Raw genomic sequence first — 18,805 nt, 5'->3', positions numbered from 1 at the left:
CATCCCCCGCCGACTCCGCCGCGCCCTCGACGCCCGCGACTGCGGCTGCGCCTACCCAGGATGCGGCCGACCCACCGCCTGGACCGACGCCCACCCTCCCCCAAGCACTTCGTGCAGGGAGGTGCCCCCATTCATCACTGGGCTAACGGAGGCGAAACGAAACTGTCGAACCTGGTGCTACTCTGCCGCTTTCACCACCGATACATCCACAAAGGCAAATGGACTGTGCACATCGGAGACGACGGCCACCCTCCCCCAAGCACTCCGTGCAGGGGGTACCCCCAGGTTCACACCCCCACACTGGATCGACCCCGACCGCAAACCCATCCCGGCACACAATCGAAAACAGCTGCTGTTCAGCACCTGAAACACCCTGAAACACAATAGAACCACGGAGCCGCCGAGGCCACGACCGGATAGGTCGCGGCCTGGGCGGCCGCCCGCCGCAGAAGTCCAGTCGACGCGACACTCGTTCATTCTTCAATGCAGCGTTGGAATGACTCCTCCCACGCATTGCATGTGATCGACCAACGCGTACCCAACGACCTTCTTCGAGAAGCAGTTGAAGACCGGCGCGGCGACGCAACCAGCCCTCCCAGGGTGTGGACTTGGATGCCCGTGGAATTCTTCTGCGCTACAACGCTCTTCAGTAAACACGATCCCACTCTTCGGCCGCGGCCGTGAACCTTCTGGCGCCTCACCGACCCCGATCTGCCGCGGAAAGCGCAGCAACGACCTCGGCTGTCGCGCAGAGGTTGACTCCGATCCTATCGAGATCCCCCACCCGTTCGGCGCTCGCCTGCGACACGGCGTCGATGACCAGCACGGTGCGAAAGTCCCTCTCGCTGGCATCGAACAGCGTCGCTCGCGGACAGTTGGGCAGATTGCAGCCAGCCACCACCACGGTGTCGCATCCCTGCGCACGCAGCAGCGACTCCAATTCCGTGCGATAGAAGGCACTCCATCGCGGTTTGAACAGCACAATCTCGTTCGGCCCGACGGCCTGACTACGCCCGGCGAGAAGCAGATCCTCATCCAATCGGTACCCCGGCGGCAGGATCCCGTCGGCGATCTGGCATCCGTCGGTTCCGGGAGCCGCCATCTCGGCGCCGCGTTCGATCGACTCGCGCCGAAGCACGTCGACATCCGAACCCCCAGGCGGGTACAGACGAACCACATGAACGACGGGGCGACCGGCGAGCCGGAACGCGCGCACCAACGATGAGACATTCGGCACGACGTTCGTCGTTCCCGGCACCGCGGCGTGTCCGCCGTCGAGGAAGTCACGCTGCAGGTCGATCACGACCAGAGCGGCCCGATCCCACCGTGGCGCGAGATAGTCCGTCACACCGCTCCCCTGCCCACACTCGACGACGGGCGCATTCTCCGCCCGGGTGCCCGCCGACCCCCGCGACCGGTCAGCGTCCGAGCTTGCCCGCGAGCTTCTCCAGGTAGGCGGTGACGGTGTCCTCGTCGGCGTCGGGCATGCCGTACACGACCTCGTCGATGCCGAGATCCTGCCACCGCGACAGGGTCTCGGGGACCGGCTTGCGGTCCAGGACCACGATCCGCGGTGCCCCGTCCCGGCCCGCGGCCTCCCAAGTCTTGCGCAGCAGCAACACGTTGTCCTCGATGTCCCGCTCGATCGGGGTAGTCATCCAGCCGTCCGCCGATCGGGAGATCCACTTGAAGTTCTTCTCGTTCCCCGCCGCGCCGACGATGATCGGAACCCGCGGCTGCTGAATCGGTTTCGGCCACGCCCAGCTGGGACCGAAGGAGAGGAACTCGCCCTCGTAGGACGCCTCCTCCTGCGACCACAGCGCCTGCATGCCCTCCAGGTACTCGCGCAGCATCGTGCGGCGCTTGTTCGTCGGGACGCCGTGGTCGGTGAGCTCGTCCAGATTCCAGCCGTAGCCGACGCCGAGCGTCACGCGGCCACCGGACAGGTGGTCGAGGGACGCGATCGTCTTCGCGAGGGTGATGGGGTCATGCTCGACGGGCAGCGCGACGGCGGTGCCGAGCCGGATCCGCGACGTCACCGAGGCCGCGGTGCCGAGCGAGACCCACGGGTCGAGGGTCCGCATGTAGCGGTCGTCGGGGAGCGACTCGTCACCGGTCTGCGGGTGGGCGGCATCGCGGCGCACCGGGATGTGGGTGTGCTCGGGGACATAGAACGAGTCGAACCCGAACTGCTCCACCGCGCGCGCCGCGGCCGCGGGGGTGATGCCGCGGTCGCTCGTGAACAGGGTGATGCCAAACTCCACCGTCGTCTCCTCATGCCGTCGCTCGAAGGCCCAGACCCTCAGTGCCGGACACCTGTTTATCACGGTGTCCGGCGCAGGGCGTCCGGAACGCAGGGAGGACCCACGCGCGGCGCGGGACGCCCCGCTACGGGCGCATCTCGTACGCACCGTCGTTGGCGACGACGCGCTCCCACATCCGGTCGAAGCGGGCCGCGTCGACCTCGGGCTTGCGGATCGCCCCGAGCGCCCACTGCTGCTGCGCGGGCGTCGACGACGCCTTCCCGTGCAGCACGGTTGCGTGGCCGGAGAAGTCCCGGACCTGGAAGTCGAAGATCTGGTCGAGCACGTCGTGGTCGAGCGCGGTGCGGGCGGCCTGCTCGAGGATCAGCTGGCCGTACACGATCAGCGAGAACAGGTGCCCGACGGCGAGCATGAAATCGAGGTCCTCGCGCTGCCCCTCATCCGGCGGTGCGGTGGTCAGCAGCACCGTCAGCGCCCGCGCCTGCTCGAAGAACCGGGCCACGTTGGGGACGTCCGCGTACCGACGGTAGGCGGTGGTCCAGTCGTGGAACGTCACCGTGGCGGCGCCGCGGGTCGGACCCTGATCCCAGAAGAAGATGTCGTCGGCGGCCTCCTGCCGCGTCCCGACCTCCGGACGCTCGGCGGGCGCGAAGAGGTAGTTCGGCATGAACTTGAGAACCAGCCCGACATTGACGTGCACGGTGCCCTCGAGTTTGGGCAGCATCCCGATGTACCGGACCGCCTCCTGGAAGTAGGTGCTCTTCTCGTAGCCCTTCGCGGCGATCACGTCATGCAGCAGCCCAACGACCTTCTCCCCCTCCATCGTCACCTTCGACTTGGTCATCGGGTTGAACAGCAGGTAGCGCCGGTCGTCCCGCGACGCGCTCCGGAAGTAGTCGACGGCGCGGGCGCTGAACAGCTTCATCGCGGCCGTCCTGGCATACGCGTCGACGAAACTCGCCCGCACGTGCGCGAACTCGGTGACCGGCCTGCCGTACAGAACCCGGTGGTGCGCGTGGGTGATCGCCTCATAGAAGGCGTGCTCGCAGATGCCGATCGATCCGGTGCACAGGTTGAACTTGCCGACATTGACGGTGTTCAGTGCTGCCTCGAACGCCGCGACGCCGGTGTGCAGGACGTCCGCCTCCCGCACCGGATACTCCTCGAGCCGGAAGGCGCTCACGTACATCGGACTGTGCAGCACGTTGTCGATCAGGTGATAGCCGGGATGGTGACTGTCGACGACGAAGAAGACGTACCCGTCGGCGCCGTCGACGTCGGCGCGACGCCCGAACACCGACACCATGCCCGCAACGTTGCCGTTGCCGATGTAGTACTTGTCGCCGGTGGCCCGAAAGGCCAGCTCGCCGCCGGGCGGGGCGGGCGTGAGCACCATGTCGGTGGAGTAGACGTCGGCGCCGTGATCCCGCTCGGACAGCCCGAACGCCATGACGCCGCCGTGCACCAGTTGCGCGGCGGCCCGGCGGCCAGCCTCGGTGTTCGTGCTCATCCAGATCGGCCCGAGGCCGAGGACGGTGACCTGCCAGGCGTACCAGTACGGGAGGCCGTAGAAGCCGAGGATCTCGCTGAGCGCGGCGTTGCGGGCCGCGTCCCAGCGTCGGTTCTCGTCGCCGTCGCCGTACGCGGCCGGTGTCAGGAAGGTGGCGAACAGCTTCTCCCTGCGGACGAAGTCCAGGAAGTCCTCCGCCCAGACCGCGTTCAAATCATCATGCAGCACTTGCCGTTTGCCGCGGGCCTCGAACCAGTCGACGGTCGCACGCAGCAGTCGACGGGTCTCCGGATCAAATTCCTGCGGGTCGTAGGTGCTCGGATTGAACAGCTCGGTCACGGCGCGGCCCTTTCGTCGGCGTCCCCCACCCAAGCTACTTGTGTGACCGGGGCCACGCAGGTACGGTCATGACACACAAACATTGTTTTGTTCCAACGTTCCAGGCGACAGGAGTTCGCATGACGCCACTCCGCGCGCCCGTCGGCGACGCAGGCCCGACCGCGCCGGGGCGACCCACCTTCGAGGACGGCATCCGCGAGGCCCTGCCAATGCCCGTCGACGACGGGTCCGCGGAGCCGGTGACGCCGCTCGGCCCGGACTCGCTGGTGTGGAAGTACTACGGCGACGTGCGCGGACTGCTCGGCTTCCAACGGCTCGCCGGCACCGAGAACTGCATCGAACAGCTCGGCAAGGCCGTCGAGGACCATTCGGTGATCTTCGCCGACACCCTCGGCCGGGCGCGGCGCAGCGGGCCACCGATCATGAAGACGGTCTACAGCGCGGACCCGCACGGCTGGGGCCGCACGGTCCGCGACTTCCACACGCCGATCAAGGGCACCATCGCCGACGGTTCGCGCTACCACGCGCTGAACCCGGAGCTGTTCTACTGGGCGCACGCGACGTTCGTTGACCAGGTCCTCTACATCACCGACACGTTCATCCGCCGTCTCTCGGACGCCGAGAAGGCGCGAATCTTCGAGGAGAGCAAGGCCTGGTACCGGCTGTACGGGGTCAGCGATCGCAGCCAGCCGCACACCTACGCCGAGTTCGTCGAGTACTGGGACGCGATGCTGGACCGGTTCGTTCCGACCCGGACGATCGTCTACGCCACCGGGTATATCCGCAGGGGCATCCCCGGACCCCGGCGGATCCCGAGGCCGGTCTGGCGGGTGCTGTCCGCGCCGCTCAACGCGTTCACCCGGACCATCGTCGTCGGCACCGTCCCCCCGCAGATGCGTGCGGTGTGCGGTCTCGACTGGGATGACAGGAAGGAGAAGCATTTTCAGCGCTTCGCCGCGGCGATGCGGGCACTGAACCCGCTGCTGAACCGGCTGCCGGTGCGGGTGCTGTACCTGCCGTGGGCGAGCCAGGCCTGGCGACGGGTCGGCGTCGACCCGCGGCCGCTGCACAACACGCCCGTCTGACCGTCCCCCGCCGACCGACATCCCAGGAGTTGCCATGCGTCGCAAGCAGTTGGCCACCGTCCCCACGGGCAGCGGGCTGAAACCGATCCACGGCACCGGTGACCCCGGCGTGATCGAGGTGCTCCGGTTCTTCCGGGACCCCGTCGCCATGGTCGCCAAACGCCGCGCCGCCTACGGTGACATCACCTACATCAACTCGTTCGGCCTCCGATTCGTGATCCCCCTCGACGCCGACGGCTGCGAGGCCGTCGCGATGAACCGGGACAGGGCGTTCGCGAACGAGCCCGCCTGGGGCTTCCTGATCGGACCGTTCTTCCGCCGCGGCATCCTGTTGATGGACTTCGAGGAGCACCGCCACCACCGGCGAATCATGCAGCAGGCCTTCAGCAACACCCATCTCAAGGGCTACCTGCAGGACATGCAACCGATGCTCGCCGAGCGGGTTGCCCAGCTGCCGCTCGGCGACGGCGGAGCCACCGGCGCCGTGCGCCTGCTCGACGAGTTCAAGCAGATCACCCTGGACCTGGCGCTGGAGATCTTCCTCGGCCTCGACCTACCGCGCGACGAGGCCGACCGGATCAACCGGGCGTTCGTCGACTGCGTCGGCGCCGGGCTGTCGATCGTGCGGAAGAACATCCCGGGCACCCGCTGGGCCCGTGGGCTGGCGGGACGCCGGGTCCTCGAGGACTTCTTCCACGAGCACCTGCCCGCCAAGCGCGCCACCCCGACCCCGGACCTGTTCTCGGTGCTCTGCCACGCGCAGGACGAGGAGGGGCACACGTTCACCGACGAGGACGTGGTCAACCACATGATCTTCGTGCTGATGGCCGCGCACGACACCTCGACGATCACGCTCACCACGATGGCGTACTACCTGGCCAGGCACCCGCAATGGCAGGAGACGGCGCGGGCGCAGTCCCGCGCCCTCCCCACCGAGATCTCCTACGACACCCTCGACGAGTTCACCGTCCTCGACCGCGTCATGCGGGAGTCGCTGCGACTGAACTCGCCCGTCCCCGGGTTGCCGCGCCGGGCGATCAAGGACACCGAGATCTGCGGGCATCACATCCCGGCCGGCACCTACGTCGCCGCGATCGGCCTGGTCAATCACCACAACCCGGCGCTGTGGACCGACCCGGAGCGCTTCGACCCGGATCGCTTCGCGAGCGACCGCGCGGAGGACCGGGTGCACCGCTACGCCTGGATGCCGTTCGGCGGCGGGGTGCACAAGTGCATCGGCCTGTACTTCGCGCAGATGGAGGTCAAGACGATCATGCACAACATGCTGCTCCGGTACGAGTGGTCCACCCCTGAGGAGTACCGGTGGACACTCGACAACTCCACCCTCCCGGTGCCGAAGGACGGTCTGCCGGTGCGCCTTCGCGCACTGTAGGCGGACACCGACATGCGCGCAGGCGACGGATATGCTGCACACGATGCCAACACCAGTCGAACCCGGTCCGCGGTCCGCGTCCCCCGAGACGGCGATGCTCGACGCCGCGCGGGACGAGTTCGAGCGGTACGGGATCCGGCGCACCAACATGGACGACATCGCCCGCCGGGCGGGGATCTCCCGCAGCACCCTCTACCGGCGCTTCCCGAACAAGGACGCCCTCGTCGAGACCCTCGTCCTTCGCGACACCACGGCCTTCTTCGCCGAACTGGACCGGGTTGCCGCGGACCGGGATCCGCGCAGCGCGGTGGTGGAGTGCTTCACCCGCGGCGTCCGGCTCACCCAAGAGATGCCGCTGGTCACGCGGATCCTCGAGAGCGAGCCGGAGCTGATCCTCGGGCTCACCAACCGCACCGACGGCGCCCCGATCGCCCAGGCCGCCGCGCAGGTCGCGACGACGCTGCGACGCAGCGGCGTCACGATGTCGGACGGGGACCTGCACGCGGTCGCGGAGATCCTGGTTCGGATCGCGGTGTCGCTGATGCTCAATCCACAAGGCCAACTGGATATCTCGGACCAGGATGCGGTACGGAGGTACGCCGAGCGCTACCTCGTCCGGCTGGTCTGGTGACCCGCACCCACCGCTGACCGGGACGCTCCGCCGATCCACCGCGTTCACCGACCCGCGTCTCGGTCCCGTCCACGCAACCCCGTCGCTCCGCTCTCCCGAACCGAGGAGACCATGAGATCCGCACCGCTGCCGTCCCCCTCGCCCACCGGCGAGCGCGCCACCGACCCCAACCAGGAAGCGCCGCCCCCGCGCGTCGGGGCGGACCTGCTCACCGCGCTGCGCGGTCAGCTGCCACCCGGAGACGAGATGCACCGGGCCCGAGCACCGTTCACCGGTCGCGCGCTTCCGGCGGTCCCGCAGTCCACCCCGGCCGCCATCGCCGCCGCGGCCGCGGCCGCACGCGCCGCGCAGACCGCGTGGGCACAGACCCCGATCCGGGACCGGGAGCGGGCGGTGCTGCGGTTCGGGCGGGCGCTGCTGGGCCACCACGACCTGCTGTGCGACCTGATGCAATGGGAGACCGGCAAGGCCCGCGTGCACGCGGCGGTCGAGGTGCAGGGCGTGGTGTCGGTGGCCGCGTACTACGGCCGCACCGGGGCCCGGCATCTGCGCGCCCGGCCTGCCCGCACCGCGATGCCCGGCGTGGTGCGCGCCACGGTCGGGTACCGACCGAAGGGCCTGGTCGGGGTGATCGCCCCGTGGAACTATCCGCTGTTCCTCGCCGTCGGCGACGTCATCCCCGCCCTCATCGCGGGCAACGCGGTGCTGAGCAAGGCCGACTCGCAGGCGCCGTTGACGCTGCTGCTGGCCAGGAAGCTGGCCACCGATGCCGGGATTCCGCCCGCGGTGTGGCAGGTGGTCGCCGGGCCGGGCAGCCGGATCGGGCCCGCGGTGATCGATGCCGTCGACCACCTGTGCTTCACCGGGTCCACCGCCACCGGCCGGGAGATCGCCCGGCACTGCGCGGACCGGCTGATCGGGGCGTCCCTCGAACTCGGCGGCAAGAACGCGATGATCGTCTGCGCCGACGCCGACATCGACGCCGCGGTGATGGGTGCGGTCCAGGCGTGCTTCTCGAACGCCGGGCAGATGTGCATCGGCATCGAACGCATCTACGTGCACGACCGGGTGTATCCACGGTTCGCGACCCGGTTGGCCGAGCGGGTCGGGCGGATGCGGCTCGGCGCCGACTACACCTACGACATCGACATGGGCTCGCTCACCTCGCCGCGTCAGCTCGCGGCCACCGCCGCGCACGTCGAGGATGCCGTCGCGAAGGGCGCGACCGTGCTCGCGGGCGGCCGACCGCGACCCGACCTTGGTCCGCTGTTCTTCGAGCCGACCGTCCTCGCCGACGTCACCCCCGACATGGCGGTCTGCGCGGAGGAGACCTTCGGGCCGGTGGTGTCGCTGTACCGGGTGGCATCCGATGACGAGGCCATCACCCGCGCCAACGCCGGCGACTACGGGTTGAGCGCCAGTGTGTGGACGCGGGACCTGAACCGGGGCAGGCGGATCGCGGAGCGGGTGGTCGCCGGTGCGGTGAACGTCAACGACGGGTACCTGTCGGCGATCGCGGCGCTCGACGCGCCGATGGGCGGGATGCGGGCCAGCGGCGTCGGACGGCGGCACGGCCGCGACGGCATCGTCCGGCACACCGAGCCGCAGACGGTCACCACGCAGCGGGTCGCCACCGCCTACCCCGACCGCTTCCGTGCCACGCTGCTGCGCGCGATGACGCTGCGCGCCCGGCTGACGTTGCGCCCGCACCGAGGGGGACGACGATGAGTCCGATCGGCACGGCGGCCCGGGACCGCGGCGAGGCCGCCGCCACCGCGTGCCGCACCATCGACGAGGTGCGGGAGGGGCACGCGTGAGGGGAATCGTTCTCGACGGCCGGGTCGCCGTCGTCACCGGCGGAGCCCGCGGCATCGGCCGGGCCGTCGCCGCCGCGCTGCAGGCCGCGGGGGCCCGGGTCGCGATCGGGGACGTGGACACCGCCCGGGTCGCGGCGACGGCCGCCGACCTGGGGGTCCTCGGCGCCCGCCTCGATGTGACCGATCCGGTGTCGGTGGCCGCGTTCCTCGACGAGGTCGAGTCGACGCTCGGGCCGGTCTCGGTGTGGATCAACAACGCGGGCATTATGCCGATCGGGCCGCTGCTCGACCAGGACGACGCGATCGTCCGTCGGGCGGTCGAGGTCAACGTGCTCGGCGTGCTGAATGGTGCCAGGGCCGCGGCGCGCCGGATGACCGCGGCCGGCGGTGGACGGATCGTGAACGTCGCGTCGATCGCCGGGCGGATGCCCGCCCCCGGCATGGCCGTGTACACCGGCACCAAGTTCGCGGTGGTCGGGTTCGGTGAGGCGCTCGACGCCGAGCTCGCCGACCGCGGGGTTCGGGTGTCGACGGTGCTGCCGTCGTTCACCAACACCGAACTGATCGCCGGAACGACGCCGGGCCCGCTGACCCGGCCGATCCCGCCGGAGCAGGTCGCGGCCGCGGTGGTGCGGGTGCTGCGCCGCGGCAGCAGGCACGCGGTGGTGCCGGGCAGGTTGTCGGCGGGGAGCGCACTGTGGCAGCTGTTTCCGCGCCCCGCCGCCCGGCTGCTGCGTCGGTGGATCGGCCTCGATCGGGTGTTCCTCGAGGTCAGCAGCGACCGAGCGGCCTACGAGCGGCGCATCGCCACCGACTGAGCGCGCCTGCGGCGCCCGGTGCGTGATGTGCACCCCGGTCGGGGTGCACATCACGCACGGTTCACGCCACGGGTCAGCCGCGGACGATCGCGAGGACCTCGTCGAGGGCGGAGTCGGCGGGCACCTCGCGGGACGCACCGGTGAAGCGGTCACGCAGTTCGACATTGCCGTCGGCGTAGCCGCGGCCGACGACCACGACCAGCGGGACACCGATCAGCTCGGAGTCCTTGAACTTCACACCCGGCGAGGCCTTGCGGTCGTCGAGGATCACCGACAGGCCCGCCTTGTCGAGCTGCGCGGCGAGCACCTCGGCGCCGGCACGGGCGGCGTCATCCTTGTTCGCGATGACCAGGTGCACGTCCGCCGGGGACACCTCGGCGGGCCAGCGCAGGCCCTTGTCGTCGTGCTGCTGCTCGGCGATCACCGCGACCAGGCGGGAGACACCGATGCCGTAGGAGCCCATCGTCGGGCGGACCGGCTTTCCGTTCTCCCCGAGCACGTTGACCTCGAACGCGTCGGTGTATTTGCGTCCGAGCTGGAACACGTGCCCGACCTCGATGCCGCGGGCGGCGACGAGCGTCCCCGCGCCGTCCGGGGAGGGATCGCCGTCGCGGACCTCGGCGGCCTCGATGGTGCCGTCCGGGGTGAAGTCGCGGCCCGCGACCATGCCGACGACGTGCCTGCCCGCCTCGTCGGCACCGGCGATCCAGGACGTGCCCTCCGCGACCCGCGGGTCAACGAGGTAGCGGACCCCGTTGTCGAGCAGCGCCTTCGGGCCGATGTAGCCCTTGACGAGGAACGGGTGGGCGGCGAAGTCGGCGTCGGTGAGGAGGGTGAACTCGGCGGGCGAGACGGAGGCCTCGAGCCGCTTGTCGTCGATCTCACGGTCGCCGGGGACCCCGATCCCGAGCAGTTCCCATTCCTCGCTGCCGGGCAGCTGGGTCTTGACCACGATGGTCTTGAGGGTGTCGGCTGCGGTGACCGGACGCCCGTCATCGACCGTGACGCCGGACTCGTTCGCCCAGTGCACCAGTGCGGCGATGGTCGCGGCGTCGGGGGTGTCCCGAACCTCGGACGCAGGGAGCCCGGCGAACGGGATCGGTGCGGGCGCGGGTGTGGTGACGGCCTCGACGTTCGCGGCGTAGCCGGACTCGACGCAGCGGACGTAGGTGTCCTCTCCGATCTCGGACTCGGCGAGGAACTCCTCGGAGGCGGAGCCGCCCATCGCCCCGGAGGTCGCGGAGACGATCACGTACTTGACGTCGAGCCGCTGCAGGATCCGCTCGTAGGCGTCGCGGTGCGCCTGGTACGAGTCGGCAAGCCCCTCGTCGGTGAGGTCGAAGGAGTACGAGTCCTTCATCACGAACTCGCGGCCGCGCAGGATGCCCGCGCGCGGACGCTGCTCGTCGCGGTACTTCGCCTGCACCTGGTACAGGGTGACCGGGAAGTCCTTGTACGAGTTGTACTCACCCTTGACGGTGAGCGCGAACATCTCCTCGTGCGTCGGACCGAGCAGGTAGTCGTTACCCTTGCGATCCTGCAAGCGGAACAGGTCGGGGCCGTACTCCGTCCACCGATTCGACGTCTCATACGGATCACGCGGCAGCAGCGCGGGCAGCGAGATCTCCTGGGCGCCAATGGCGTCCATCTCCTCACGGACGACACGTTCGACCTCGCGCAGCACCCGCAGGCCCAGCGGCAACCACGAATAGACGCCCGGCGCGATGCGGCGGACGTAGCCGGCGCGGACGAGCAGCTTGTGGCTCGGGACCTCGGCGTCGGCCGGGTCGTCGCGAAGGGTGCGCAGGAACAGCTGAGACAGGCGGGTGATCACGGGGTACCAGGATAGTCGGGGCGCCTGCCGTTCGCCGCGGCCCGGTACCGTTACCGCTCGTGCTGGTACTGCTGCCCCCCTCCGAGACCAAGTCCGACGGCGGCAGGGGTGCCCCGCTCGACCTCGGGGAACTGTCGCTGCTGAAGCTCACCGCGACCCGCGAACTGCTGGTCGACACCCTCGTCGCCCTCGCGGCGGACGTGGACGCGTCGAGCCGGGCTCTCGGCCTGAGCGCGGGCCAGGCCGACGAGATCGCCCGCAACGCCGCGCTGTGGACCTCGCCGACCCGGCCCGCGCTCGAGCGCTACACCGGCGTCCTGTTCGACGCCCTCGACGCGACATCGTTCACCCGCGCCCAGCGGGCGAAGGCGCTGGCCCGGCTGGCGATCGGCTCGGCGCTGTTCGGCGTGGTCCGGGCCGGCGATCCGATTCCCGCGTACCGACTCTCCGGCGGGTCGCGGCTGCCGGGCATGGGCACCCTGCAGTCCCTGTGGAAGCCGGAGCTCACGTCGGCGCTGGAGGCGGAGGACGAGGGCCTGGTGCTGGACCTGCGGTCGGGCACCTACCAGCAGCTCGGACCGGTCCCCGGCGCGGTGACGGCGACCGTGCTCACCGAGAAGCCCGACGGGAGCCGGTCGGTGGTCAGCCATTTCAACAAGCACCACAAGGGACTGCTCGCGCGCGCCCTCGTTGTCTCCCGCGCCGAGCCGACCGACGTGCAGGGGGTTGCGCGGGTGGCGGCGAAGGCGGGCCTGACGGTCGAGATCGCGTCCCCCAACGAACTGGTCATCCTGACCTGAGCGGCGTCCACGCCGACCGGTCCGCCTGAACATCCGTCCAGCACATAGGTTAGCCTCACCTGCTGTTCGCTTGTGGTGTCGCGTCGGCGACCCGAGCCAGGGAGTTGGGAATGCGGGTGTTCGGTCGAGTCGCGGTCGCGGCGGCGGTCGTCGCGCTGTCGGCGGCGATGCCGCTCGGTCAGGCGGCGGCCAACGAGTTGCCATTCGGGTCGTCGGGGGGTCCGATGTCGATCGGCCCGATCGACATCGACTTCGCCCCCGGCGCGGGCGCATTGGCGCTGTCCCGAACCACCGGACTTCACACCGGTGAGCGGGTCACCGTCTCCGGCAACGGATTCAAGCCGGACACCCCGCTGTACCTGGCGCAGACCGTCACCAAGCCCGTGGTCGGGTTCCCCACCGTGTACGGGCAGGAGGCGAAGGTCACCACCGACGCCGCAGGCACGTTCACCGCGGAGATCGAGGTCGCCCGCACCTTCAAGGGCGTCGACTGCCTCGCCGCTGACTGCTTCGTCGCAGCCTTCGCGGCCTTCCCGTCGATCTTCACCGACCGCAGCCAGGACGTGTGGAATCCGATTTCGTTCGCGTCCGACGCGGAGGTGGCGACCGAGGGGTCGGGGGCAGCGCCCGGAACCGGTGGTCCGGTGACGACCGTCGCGAAGACGACCGGGATCAGCGCCGGCGGGGAGACCGTTCGGGTGTCGGGTACCGGGTTCTCCGCTGCCGGCGCGGGCCTCTACGTCGGCCTCGCCGAAACAGCCCGCTACAACCCGCTCGACGCGGACTCGTTCGCCAGCACGGTGTACGTGCGCAGCGCCGAGATCACCGGCGGCGCATGGAGTGTCGACCTTCCAGTGCAGGCGCAGGTCGGCGGGACCGACTGCCTCGACCGGCCGTGCGCGATCTACACCCTCGCCGCGCACGGCTCCTCGGACCGCAGCCAGGACACGGTCACGCCGGTGACGTTCGACCCGGCAGGCGCGCCCGCCGCCGCGACGCCCGCCGCCGACCACCCGGCGCCGTCGGCGCGGGCGGGCACGCCCGCGGTGACCGCATCCCGCACCTCCGGACTCGACGCCGCAGGCGACAGCGTCACCGTGTCGGGCACCGGCTTCGCGACCGACGGTCCCGGCATCTACGTCGGTGTCGCGCAGTCGAACCGGTTCTCCACCACCGACGCGTCGGCGTTCCAGGACGCCCGCTACATTCGCGCCGCCGACATGCCGGGCGGCGCGTGGTCGACCACGCTGAACGTCACCGGGGCGTTCGGTGACAGCGACTGCACCCGCAACGCCTGCGCGATCTACACCCTCGCCGCGCACGGCTCGGCGGACCGCAGCCAGGACACCGCCACCCCGATCACGTTCGTCGGCGCCGCGCCAACCACCATCACCGCAGTGCCCGACCCGACCGGAACCGCCGCGGTGACGGTGTCCCGCACCGACGGGCTCGCCGCCGCAAGCGAGACCGTCACCGTCACCGGGACCGGCTTCTCCGGTGCGGGGGCGGGCATCTACGTCGGGCTGATCCAGGACGACCGCTACTCGGCAACCGACGCGTCCGCGTGGATCACGACGGCCTACCTGACACCGGACCGGATCGCCGACGGCGGGTGGACGACCGAACTGGATCTGACTGCGGTCCGGGGCGATTCGGACTGCACCCGCAACCCCTGCTCGATCTACACCGTCGCCGCGCACGGCTCGGCGGACCGCAGCCAGGACACCCGCACCCCGGTGACCTTCGGGACCGCGGCGTCGGCGTCGCCCGCCGCACCGTCGACCACCCCGGCCGCACCCGAGGTCCGCACCCTCGCGGACACCGAAGCCGAGCCGGCGGACGACGGCAGCCCGATCGCTCCGATCGCGGTCGGCATCGCGGCGGTGGTCATCGCCGCGGTCGGCGTCGGGGCCGTGCTGCTGCGCAGGCGCGGATAGCGGGACCGCTCACCGGGGGCGGAGCGCCGCCCAGGCCGTGCGACTGCCGCGGACGGTCAGGTCGGCACGGCCCGCCAACCCGTCCGGTCCGTCCCCGAGGACCCGGTCGAGGGCGGCCAGGTCGTCGGCGGCGCGGGTCTCCGCGAGGACGCCGCGGGCGCGCCGCAGGAAGGTCGACGCGTAGCGGGCCGTGTTCGGTGTCGCGGCGCACTCGATCGCGAAGGTGCGCTGGTCGGCGACCTCGAACCCGGCCGCCTCGAGGTGCTCCCGCCAGTCGGGGTGAGCGTTCCACCCGGCCCGGAGCAGCGCGGCGTGGCAGCGGGCCTCAAGTCCGGTCCTGCCGAATCCGAGGTCGTCGGGGAGAAACCGCGGGAAGCCCTCCATCTCGACGACCACCAGCAGGCCGCCGGGGTTCAGCGCGGCCCGGACATCGGCGAGCACCCGATCCGGGTCGGAGACCTCGTGCATCGCCAGCGCGGCCCAGGCGACATCGACGGAATCGAGGTCGGGCCATGCCGCATCGAGATCGGCCCGGATGGTGCGCACCCGATCCCCCAGCCCGGCCGCCGCGGTGGCCACCCGGACCCGGTCGAGCATCACCGCCGATCGGTCGATCGCGGCCAGGCCCGCGTCCGGGAACCGCCGCGCCAGCGCGAGGGTGCCGGTGCCGGTGCCCGCTCCGATGTCCGCGACGAGGTGCACCTCGGCCGGTGCGCGCCGTGCGGCCCACTCGGTGAGGTCATCGAGGAACGATCCGAGCACCTCGGCGTCGAGGTCGAGCATCTCCGCGAGCCCGGACTCGTCGTGACCGTGATCTGTGTGGCCGTGACCGTGGCCGTGACGGTCGGAATGGTGTGCGTGCGAGTGTCGATCCATGGCCCCACGCTAGCCGGACAATGCCTATCCGGCATACACTCTTGCCCATGACGCAAGATCAGGTGTTAGAGGACGTGGTCCGCCGCCGCATCCGCAGCCTGCGAACGGCCCGCGGCTGGTCCCTGGACGCCCTCGCCGCGCGCTGCCACATGAGCCCGTCCACGCTCAGCCGCATCGAGACCGGCCACCGACGGATCGCCCTCGACCAGCTGGTGCCGATTGCCCGCGCCCTCGACACCACGCTCGACCAGCTCGTCGAGTCCCCCGACGACGAGGACGTCGTGATCCGGCCCGAACCGCAACGCAGGCGCGGCGTCACGACGTGGCTCCTCTCCCGGGAGAACACGCTGCCCGGCGTCACCGTCGCGAAGCTGCGGATCACCGACATGACACCGCTGCCCGCGGACGCGCTCGGCGTCCACCCCGGCCTCGAGTGGTTCACGGTGCTGTCCGGGACGGTGCGCCTGCAGCTCGGCGACCGCACGATCCGCGTCGAGGCCGGTCAGGCCGCCCAGTTCTCGACGATGACCCCGCATGCGATCACCGCCGCCGACGGTCCGACCGAGATCCTGTCGATCCTCGACCGCGACGGCCAACGCGCGCACCTGCAGCCGGCGGACGACCACTGACCGGTCGATCCCGGTGGGTCACGCCTGCTGCGCCGCCTTCTCCGCGGCCTGCGCCTGCGCGACCTGCTGGGGGGTGAACCGGATGAACAGGGCTGCGATGCCGGCGATCGCCGCGCAGGCCGCGCTGCCAACGAGCGCGAAGGTGTAGCCGTTGCCGAGGGCGACGACCTGGTCCGCGGTCATGTCCGCCACCGCACCCTTGACCCCGCCCAGGGACAGCGTCCGCGATGTCGCCATCGCCCCGACGACGGCAAGGGCGAGCGGTCCGCCGAGCGTCTGCGCGACCTGGGCGATCGCCGCGAGGGGACCGATCTCGGACGGCCCGACACCGGCGATTGCGCACAGCGGCAGCGGCACCACCGCGAGACCGACCCCGAACCCGATGCCGATGACCGGAACGAACAGGTTGGCCCAGTAGGTCGCGGACCCCTCGAGCGTCGACCCGTACAGCAGTCCGACGACCATGATCACGGCGCCGGTGAGCACCAGCCAGCGCGGCTGGATCCGCACCACGAGCTTGGAGGCGATCGCGGCGGCGGCGCCGAGCCCGAACGCGAACGGGATGAACGCCATGCCCGCCCGCAGCGGGCTGTAGCCGAGGATGTCCTGTACGAACAGCGCAACGTAGGCGGCAACGCAGAACATCACCGCGCCCGCGAAGAAGATCGCGATGAAGGTGGCGACCCGGTTGCGGTCCTGGAACAGGGTGAACGGCAGCAGTGGGTTGTCGGCCCTGCGTTCGACGAGCAGGAAGGCCGCGAGCAGCACGATGCCGCCGATCGCGGTGCCGATCACCGGTGCACTGGTCCAGCCCAGTTCGGGGCCCTCGCTCATCGCGAACACGATCCCGGTGCAGCCGAGGGTCGCAAGGATCGCCCCCGGCACGTCGAGCGGCAGGCGCTCACTCTCCGTCTCACGCAGCGCGACGACCGCGCACGCCACGATCAGCAGTCCGATCGGGACGTTGATCAGGAAGATCAGCCGCCACGACACCTCGGTCAACGCGCCACCGATGATCAGGCCCGCGATGGACCCGATGCCGGTCATCGCGGCGAAGATGGCGATCGCCTGGTTGCGCGCCGGTCCCGCGGCGAACGTCGTCGCGACCAGCGCGAGGGCGGTCGGCGAGGCGACCGCGGCGCCGGCACCCTGCAGGAACCGTGCCAGGACCAGGGTGATCTCGTTGACCGCGAGGCCGCACGCCAACGAGGCGACGGTGAACACCGCGACACCGCCGATGAACATCCGCTTGCGGCCAAAGGCGTCACCGAGCCGCCCACCGAGCAGCATCAGGCCACCGAAGGCCAGCGCGTACGAGGTGAGCACCCAGTTCCGGCCGCTGTCGGACAGCCCGAGGTCCTGCTGCAGCGGCGCCAGCGCCAGGTTGGCGACGGTACCGTCGAGCACCACCATCATCTGCAGGCCGCTGAGGACGACGATGGCGAGCCCGATCACCCGCGTCGCGGCCGCCTTCGCGGGGGAGGCGGTGGCGGTTTCGGTGGCGCGTGAGTCAGACACAAGCGTTCACGTTACCGATCGTTTACCGAGAAGCCCGCGGTCGGACCGACGACGATGATCGCCGGCGGGCGGATGCCCTCCTCCTTGATCCGGTCGGCGACGGTCGCGAGGTCGGCCCGCACCTCCCGCTGCCCCCGGGTGGTGCCCTCCTGGATCACCGTGACCGGGGTGTCGGCGGGCCGTCCGCCGTCGACGAGTGCGGTGGCGAACGCGCCGATCCGCTCGACGCCCATCAGGATCACGATGGTGCCGCGCAGCCGCGCCAGTGCCGACCAGTCGGTCAGCGAGTCCGGGTGGTCCGGCGCGACGTGGCCGCTGACGACGACGAACTCGTGCGTCACCCCCCGATGGGTGACCGGGATCCCGGCCGCGGACGGCACCGCGATCGCGCTGGTGATGCCGGGCACCACGGTCACCGGAACCCCGGCGGCCGCGCAGGCCTCGAGTTCCTCGTAGCCGCGCCCGAACACGTAGGGGTCGCCGCCCTTGAGCCGGACCACGAACCGACCCGCCCGGTACCCGTCGATCAGGGTCTCGTTGATCGCCTGCTGCGCCATCGCCCGCCCGTAGGGCAGCTTCGACGCGTCGATGACCTCGACGTGCGGCGGCAGCTCGGCGAGCAGTTCCTGCGGCGCCAGATGGTCCGCGACCACGACGTCGGCGCGGGCGAGCAGTCGGCGTCCGCGGACGGTGATCAGGTCGGGGTCGCCGGGGCCGCCGCCGACCAGCGCGACGCCGGGGGCGCGGGTCTCCTCGTCGGTGAGGGTGCCCGCCTGCAGGGACTCGACGATTGCGGTGCGGACCGCCGCCGACCGTCGGTGTGCCCCGCCCGCGAGCACGCCGATCTCGAGGCCGTCGAACGAGGCGCTGGCCGGGGTGACGGCGGTGCCCTGGACGGCGCTGTCGGCGCGGACGCAGAAGATGCGGCCGCGTTCGGCCTCCGCGACGATCGCGGCGTTGGTCTCCGGCTCGTCGGTGCAGGCGATCGCGTACCAGGCGCCGTCCAGGTCGCCGTCCCGATAGGCGCGGAGGTCGGCGGTTATCTGTCCGGCGGTGACCATGCCCTCGACCGCGGGCGTGACGGTCCGCGCGATCACGTGCACCGCTGCACCGGACGCGACGAGCAGGCCGAGGCGGCGTTGGGCCACGGTGCCGCCACCGACCACGACCACCCGGCGGCCGGTCAGATTCAGACCGACGAGGTAGTTCGACTCGTCTGCTGCCACTTCACTTCTCCTTCATGCGCTTCGCGCCCGTGCGTGATTTTTACCCCGATCGGGGTAAAAAAAAACCACGGTTTGGTGCCGGCACCAAAAAAAAAGGGCGCGGTGGGATATAAAAAAAAGAAGCAGCC

15 protein-coding genes are annotated in these 18,805 nt (G+C 70.5%); 8 read left to right on the top strand and 7 right to left on the bottom strand.

Annotated elements, in window-relative coordinates; genetic code table 11:
* Positions 1-697 precede the first annotated feature (697 nt).
* From ACFWPA_RS18915 to ACFWPA_RS18905, 3 genes are all read right to left on the bottom strand, one after another.
* A complete protein-coding gene (locus ACFWPA_RS18915; RefSeq protein WP_378506704.1) occupies positions 698-1,348 on the bottom strand; it encodes a cysteine hydrolase family protein in 651 nt (216 codons plus the stop codon).
* A gap of 70 nt (positions 1,349-1,418) precedes the next feature.
* Positions 1,419-2,264 (bottom strand): LLM class F420-dependent oxidoreductase, encoded by an 846-nt coding sequence (locus ACFWPA_RS18910; protein WP_378506703.1) that lies wholly within the window; start codon positions 2,262-2,264, stop codon positions 1,419-1,421.
* Positions 2,265-2,388: 124 nt separating this feature from the next.
* Positions 2,389-4,113 carry an acyl-CoA dehydrogenase family protein gene (locus ACFWPA_RS18905; RefSeq protein WP_378506702.1) on the bottom strand — a complete coding sequence of 575 codons (1,725 nt, stop codon included), beginning with the start codon at positions 4,111-4,113 and terminating at the stop codon, positions 2,389-2,391.
* Between the two features lie 119 nt (positions 4,114-4,232).
* On the opposite strand from ACFWPA_RS18905, the gene ACFWPA_RS18900 reads away from it, so the two are divergent.
* The 5 genes from ACFWPA_RS18900 to ACFWPA_RS18880 all read left to right on the top strand — a co-directional run bounded on the left by ACFWPA_RS18900 (position 4,233) and on the right by ACFWPA_RS18880 (position 9,857).
* Complete coding sequence (locus ACFWPA_RS18900) at positions 4,233-5,198, top strand: oxygenase MpaB family protein (RefSeq protein ID WP_378506701.1); 966 nt, start codon at positions 4,233-4,235, stop codon at positions 5,196-5,198.
* Positions 5,199-5,232: 34 nt separating this feature from the next.
* On the top strand, positions 5,233-6,591 hold the full coding sequence (locus ACFWPA_RS18895; protein ID WP_378506700.1) for a cytochrome P450: 1,359 nt from the start codon (positions 5,233-5,235) through the stop codon (positions 6,589-6,591).
* A 31-nt stretch (positions 6,592-6,622) separates the two neighbouring features.
* Positions 6,623-7,222 carry a TetR/AcrR family transcriptional regulator gene (locus tag ACFWPA_RS18890; protein ID WP_378506699.1) on the top strand — a complete coding sequence of 200 codons (600 nt, stop codon included), beginning with the start codon at positions 6,623-6,625 and terminating at the stop codon, positions 7,220-7,222.
* Positions 7,223-7,333: 111 nt separating this feature from the next.
* Positions 7,334-8,950, top strand: a complete 1,617-nt coding sequence (locus ACFWPA_RS18885; RefSeq protein WP_378506698.1) for a succinic semialdehyde dehydrogenase — start codon at positions 7,334-7,336, stop codon at positions 8,948-8,950.
* A gap of 85 nt (positions 8,951-9,035) precedes the next feature.
* Entirely contained in the window at positions 9,036-9,857 is an 822-nt protein-coding gene (locus ACFWPA_RS18880) for an SDR family NAD(P)-dependent oxidoreductase (protein ID WP_378506697.1), read from the top strand.
* Between the two features lie 73 nt (positions 9,858-9,930).
* Here ACFWPA_RS18880 and ACFWPA_RS18875 read toward each other — a convergent pair whose 3' ends face one another.
* A complete protein-coding gene (locus ACFWPA_RS18875; protein ID WP_378506696.1) occupies positions 9,931-11,691 on the bottom strand; it encodes a proline--tRNA ligase in 1,761 nt (586 codons plus the stop codon).
* Between the two features lie 59 nt (positions 11,692-11,750).
* Here ACFWPA_RS18875 and yaaA point away from each other — a divergent pair, with 59 nt between their 5' ends.
* Positions 11,751-12,491, top strand: coding sequence for a peroxide stress protein YaaA (yaaA, locus tag ACFWPA_RS18870; protein WP_378506695.1), 741 nt, complete (start codon positions 11,751-11,753; stop codon positions 12,489-12,491).
* A gap of 110 nt (positions 12,492-12,601) precedes the next feature.
* The gene (locus ACFWPA_RS18865) at positions 12,602-14,428 is read left to right on the top strand and encodes a neocarzinostatin apoprotein domain-containing protein (RefSeq protein WP_378506694.1); all 1,827 of its coding nucleotides are present in this window, start codon (positions 12,602-12,604) and stop codon (positions 14,426-14,428) included.
* Positions 14,429-14,437: 9 nt separating this feature from the next.
* Here ACFWPA_RS18865 and ACFWPA_RS18860 read toward each other — a convergent pair whose 3' ends face one another.
* Positions 14,438-15,304 carry a class I SAM-dependent methyltransferase gene (locus ACFWPA_RS18860; RefSeq protein ID WP_378506693.1) on the bottom strand — a complete coding sequence of 289 codons (867 nt, stop codon included), beginning with the start codon at positions 15,302-15,304 and terminating at the stop codon, positions 14,438-14,440.
* A gap of 47 nt (positions 15,305-15,351) precedes the next feature.
* Here ACFWPA_RS18860 and ACFWPA_RS18855 point away from each other — a divergent pair, with 47 nt between their 5' ends.
* Complete coding sequence (locus tag ACFWPA_RS18855) at positions 15,352-15,933, top strand: helix-turn-helix domain-containing protein (RefSeq protein WP_378506692.1); 582 nt, start codon at positions 15,352-15,354, stop codon at positions 15,931-15,933.
* Between the two features lie 18 nt (positions 15,934-15,951).
* Here ACFWPA_RS18855 and ACFWPA_RS18850 read toward each other — a convergent pair whose 3' ends face one another.
* Together ACFWPA_RS18850 and cobA are read right to left on the bottom strand one after the other, a co-directional pair.
* Entirely contained in the window at positions 15,952-17,451 is a 1,500-nt protein-coding gene (locus tag ACFWPA_RS18850) for an MFS transporter (RefSeq protein WP_378506691.1), read from the bottom strand.
* A gap of 11 nt (positions 17,452-17,462) precedes the next feature.
* Positions 17,463-18,677 carry a uroporphyrinogen-III C-methyltransferase gene (gene cobA / locus ACFWPA_RS18845; protein ID WP_378506690.1) on the bottom strand — a complete coding sequence of 405 codons (1,215 nt, stop codon included), beginning with the start codon at positions 18,675-18,677 and terminating at the stop codon, positions 17,463-17,465.
* Between the last annotated feature and the right edge of the window lie 128 nt (positions 18,678-18,805).

Origin of the sequence: Rhodococcus sp. NPDC058505 (assembly GCF_042720095.1) — a bacterium.
Taxonomy (GTDB): Bacteria; Actinomycetota; Actinomycetes; order Mycobacteriales; family Mycobacteriaceae; genus Rhodococcus_G.
Note: the sequence above shows the minus strand (reverse complement) of the source record. Positions and strands in the feature narration are given on the sequence as shown.

What these genes read in the sequence shown, in the direction of transcription:
- ACFWPA_RS18860 (WP_378506693.1), bottom strand. Translation starts at nt 15,304, where the DNA reads ATGGATCGACACTCGCACGCACACCATTCCGACCGTCACGGCCACGGT.
- ACFWPA_RS18855 (WP_378506692.1), top strand. Translation starts at nt 15,352, where the DNA reads ATGACGCAAGATCAGGTGTTAGAGGACGTGGTCCGCCGCCGCATCCGC.
- ACFWPA_RS18900 (WP_378506701.1), top strand. Translation starts at nt 4,233, where the DNA reads ATGACGCCACTCCGCGCGCCCGTCGGCGACGCAGGCCCGACCGCGCCG.
- ACFWPA_RS18885 (WP_378506698.1), top strand. Translation starts at nt 7,334, where the DNA reads ATGAGATCCGCACCGCTGCCGTCCCCCTCGCCCACCGGCGAGCGCGCC.
- ACFWPA_RS18895 (WP_378506700.1), top strand. Translation starts at nt 5,233, where the DNA reads ATGCGTCGCAAGCAGTTGGCCACCGTCCCCACGGGCAGCGGGCTGAAA.
- ACFWPA_RS18890 (WP_378506699.1), top strand. Translation starts at nt 6,623, where the DNA reads ATGCTGCACACGATGCCAACACCAGTCGAACCCGGTCCGCGGTCCGCG.
- ACFWPA_RS18865 (WP_378506694.1), top strand. Translation starts at nt 12,602, where the DNA reads ATGCGGGTGTTCGGTCGAGTCGCGGTCGCGGCGGCGGTCGTCGCGCTG.